General features: G+C 54.5%; 1 protein-coding gene and 1 pseudogene. One reads left to right on the top strand and one right to left on the bottom strand.

The window, feature by feature from the left end; translation table 11 throughout:
• A pseudogene (locus K0F75_RS03060) lies at positions 1-1,757 on the top strand (sugar-binding protein); the annotation flags it as partial.
• A gap of 115 nt (positions 1,758-1,872) precedes the next feature.
• Here the strand turns inward: K0F75_RS03060 and K0F75_RS03055 are convergent.
• Positions 1,873-2,148 carry a helix-turn-helix domain-containing protein gene (locus K0F75_RS03055; protein WP_219060317.1) on the bottom strand — a complete coding sequence of 92 codons (276 nt, stop codon included), beginning with the start codon at positions 2,146-2,148 and terminating at the stop codon, positions 1,873-1,875.
• Positions 2,149-2,487: the final 339 nt, after the last annotated feature.

Raw genomic sequence — 2,487 nt, 5'->3', positions numbered from 1 at the left:
CCGCCAGTGCCGGAGCGTTTCGTCAGACGTACAAGGCCGAGTATGACGCGCGCGGTCAGTTGCTGGCCGAGACCGATTACGACTGGCTGGGCGATGAAGACTTGCCGCTCAAGCGCTCCTTTGGCTACGACGATTGGGGGCAGCAGGACAGTGAGACCGCGCCTGAGGGGGTGGTGATGTTCAGCGAAACCGACTTGATTGACGGTACCTCCGGCCCGATCCAGCGTGAATGGACTCAAGCCAGCCAGTCCTCCATGGAGAAGTACAACCTCACGGTGACCCAACTCAACCTGTTTGAAAAACCAGAGACGGTCGAACGGTTCACCCGCATCGGCGAGAGTATCGGCAAGCAGTATTATCGTTATGACGGGTTGGGGCGTACGGTTGAAGAAATTGATGCGCTCGGCCACAGCACCGGGTACCGCTACGATGCGTTTGACCGAATGGTCGAAAGCACCTTGCCTGACAAAACGGTGGTCATACGTGAATATGCCCTGCACAGCACCGGGGACTTACCGACATTGATCAGCGTCGATGATCGGGTACTGGGCGAGCAATCCTTCGACGGACTTGACCGTATGTACAGTTCTATCTCTGGAGGTAGAGAACAGGTATTTACGTTTGAATCGGGGCAAACCCGGCCCAAGACGGTGACCACTGCCAGTGCGCAAGTGATTGAATACACCTATCTGCCGATGCTGGGAGAAGTACCGTTGATTCGGCGTATTCCTGCCAGCGACACCACAGCCAACTACACCTACGATCCTCACAACGCCCGGCTGCTGTATTGTTCGGAACTCGACCAGCAACTGACCCGCGAGTATTACAGCACCGGCGAGCTGATGTGCGAAGTGCGTACTCAGGGCGCCGACACCTATAACATGCATTACAGCTACAGCTTGAGTGGACGCTTGCGTGCTTATACCGATGTGCTCGGCCAGACTCAGCTTTACGAGTACGACACCGCCGGACGGCTGAACAAGACCACGCTCGGTCAAACCGTTTCGACCTTTAGCTATAACGCGCAGGGCCAGACGCAGAGTATAAAAACGGTGGACGGTGCGCAAAGCGTGACCATCAATCTGGAGTATGACGACCTGGGCCGTGAGGTAAAACGCACCTTTGAGTTCAGCAATGTGACCCAGACCTTGGCCCAGAGCTACAACGAGGTCGATGCCCTGGTGACGCGAATCCTCGAAGAAGGCACGGCAGTGCTGCGCGATGAAACGTTCGGTTACGACACCCGTGGTCGTTTGGCTAATTACACCTGCAAAAAAGGTAGTCAGCCGCCTGTCGATCCCTATGGCAAAAGCATTCTCAGCCAGTCGTTCCGGTTTGACGCGCGGGATAACCTGACACTCGTACTTACTACGTTTGAGGGCGGCAGCAACCGGGCCACCTATACCTACGCTGAAACCGACCCCACGCAATTGATCAAGATCGTCAACAGCCATGACGACTACGCCCCAAAAATTATCGAACTGAGCTATGACCCTGACGGTAATTTGATCGTCGACGAGCAGGGTCGCACCCTTAGCTACGACGCGCTCGGTCGCTTGACTGAAGTCAGCGGTCCATCGGCCAACAGTCAATACCGTTACGACCCGCTTGATAAACTGTCCAGCTACACCGGCGACAGCGGCCAGGACCAGCGCTTCTACCGTGAGGGTGAGTTGGCCAATCAACTCCGGGGGGAGCAACACAGCACGTTTGTCCGCGGCAGCGATTACCTGTTGGCGGAACAGCAGGGCGGATGAAGCGAAAACATGCTGCTGTTGGCAGGGGATAAAAAAGCACGGTACTGAGCGAAGAAAAGCCCGGTGCCGTCGGAATCTGTGCTTACTTCGACTACAAGATTGTTGGCCTTGCCCTTCAATGCAGCAAAATAACCCCCTGTTCAATCGCTTTGACCAATGCCGATCTGAGCGACGTCACCTCAAACTTGCGCCGAATATTGCACAGGTGAAAATTCACCGCCGCTTCTGATTTGCCCAGAATTCGGGACACTTCCCACGCTGATTTTCCGAGGACCATCCACTCAAGTGTTTCCCGTTCTTTGGTCGTCAGTTTTACGGACGGCGTTTCCTTCGCCTGCGTCGACTGACAATCAATAGAGGGGGTGGCAGGTTTTTGGTTGAGACGATTCATCGCTAAGCTCCTTATCCTTGAGAGGCTTTGGCCATGGTGCTGACTGCACGCGGTTGCACATTCATCCTTATCGCGTGCGGCTTTTCTGTCCGGCAGATTTTGACCGGGGCCGAACTCTCTTATAGCCCTCCCGGACGCATCTGAAACCTGTCAGAAGTAACAGGGGGTACGTCTGCGCGATGTCTCACAGGCTTTGGTGCAGGCGTTTACTTAATTGATTTAAAAGAAATTTTTACGAGGGTGCGAAGGACTAAAAGCGAGTACTGGTTCGATTTAAAACACACCATTCGTCGATTGACGTTGATGCGGTAATGTCAAAGTAATGCTGCGCTTACGCCA

The sequence above is a fragment of the Pseudomonas sp. UMAB-08 genome (assembly GCF_900095225.1).
Lineage (GTDB): Bacteria > Pseudomonadota > Gammaproteobacteria > Pseudomonadales > Pseudomonadaceae > Aquipseudomonas.
Note: the sequence above shows the minus strand (reverse complement) of the source record. Positions and strands in the feature narration are given on the sequence as shown.

What these genes read in the sequence shown, in the direction of transcription:
- K0F75_RS03055 (WP_219060317.1), bottom strand. Translation starts at nt 2,148, where the DNA reads ATGAATCGTCTCAACCAAAAACCTGCCACCCCCTCTATTGATTGTCAG.